Source organism: Streptococcus devriesei DSM 19639, assembly GCF_000423725.1.
GTDB lineage: Bacteria > Bacillota > Bacilli > Lactobacillales > Streptococcaceae > Streptococcus > Streptococcus devriesei.
In genome coordinates this window covers 1-1,382 of record NZ_AUIN01000008.1, presented here as the reverse complement: position 1 = coordinate 1,382, position 1,382 = coordinate 1, and the positions used below count along the sequence as shown (strand labels likewise).

At 50.2% G+C, this 1,382-nt stretch carries 1 rRNA gene; it reads right to left on the bottom strand.

The window, feature by feature from the left end:
• Positions 1-1,382 (bottom strand): 23S ribosomal RNA (locus tag G573_RS0101425); the annotation flags it as partial.

Sequence of the window (1,382 nt, the reverse complement as noted above, 5' to 3'; positions counted from 1 at the left end):
TTGGCTCCTACCTATCCTGTACATGTGTCACAGATACGCAATATCAAACTGCAGTAAAGCTCCATGGGGTCTTTCCGTCCTGTCGCGGGTAACCTGCATCTTCACAGGTACTAAAATTTCACCGAGTCTCTCGTTGAGACAGTGCCCAAATCATTACGCCTTTCGTGCGGGTCGGAACTTACCCGACAAGGAATTTCGCTACCTTAGGACCGTTATAGTTACGGCCGCCGTTTACTGGGGCTTCAATTCATACCTTCGACTAACGTCTAAGCACTCCTCTTAACCTTCCAGCACCGGGCAGGCGTCACCCCCTATACGTCATCTTACGATTTTGCAGAGAGCTGTGTTTTTGATAAACAGTTGCTTGGGCCTTTTCACTGCGGCTGACCTCTCAGTCAGCGCCCCTTCTCCCGAAGTTACGGGGCCATTTTGCCGAGTTCCTTAACGAGAGTTCTCTCGATCACCTGAGGCTACTCGCCTCGACTACCTGTGTCGGTTTGCGGTACGGGTAGAGTATACATTTACGTTAGAAGCTTTTCTTGGCAGCGTGACATCGCTCACTTCGCTACTAAACTTCGCTCCCCTTCACAGCTCAGCGTTAAAGGACTAAGCATTTGACTCAATCCACGCCTCACTGCTTGGCCGGACTCTTCCAATCGTCCGGCTGAGCTAGCCTTCTGCGTCCCTCCATCACTCTATACTCTAGTACAGGAATATCAACCTGTTGCCCATCGGATACACCTGTCGGTCTCTCCTTAGGTCCCGACTAACCCAGGGCGGACGAGCCTTCCCCTGGAATCCTTAGTCTTACGGTGGATGGGATTCTCACCCATCTTGCGCTACTCATACCGGCATTCTCACTTCTATGCACTCCAGTGCTCCTTGCGGTACACCTTCTCTGCACATAGAACGCTCTCCTACCATTACCTAAAAGGTAATCCACAGCTTCGGTAAATTGTTTTAGCCCCGGTACATTTTCGGCGCAGGGTCACTCGACTAGTGAGCTATTACGCACTCTTTGAATGAATAGCTGCTTCTAAGCTAACATCCTAGTTGTCTGTGCAACCCCACATCCTTTTCCACTTAACAATTATTTGGGGACCTTAGCTGGTGGTCTGGGCTGTTTCCCTTTCGACTACGGATCTTAGCACTCGCAGTCTGACTGCCGATACTAACTGCTTGGCATTCGGAGTTTATCTGATATTGGTAATCCGGGATGGACCCCTCAATCAAACAGTGCTCTACCTCCAAGAGTCATCATTCGACGCTAGCCCTAAAGCTATTTCGGAGAGAACCAGCTATCTCCAAGTTCGTTTGGAATTTCTCCGCTACCCACAAGTCATCCAAGCACTTTTCAACGTGCCCTGGTTCGGGCCTCCAGT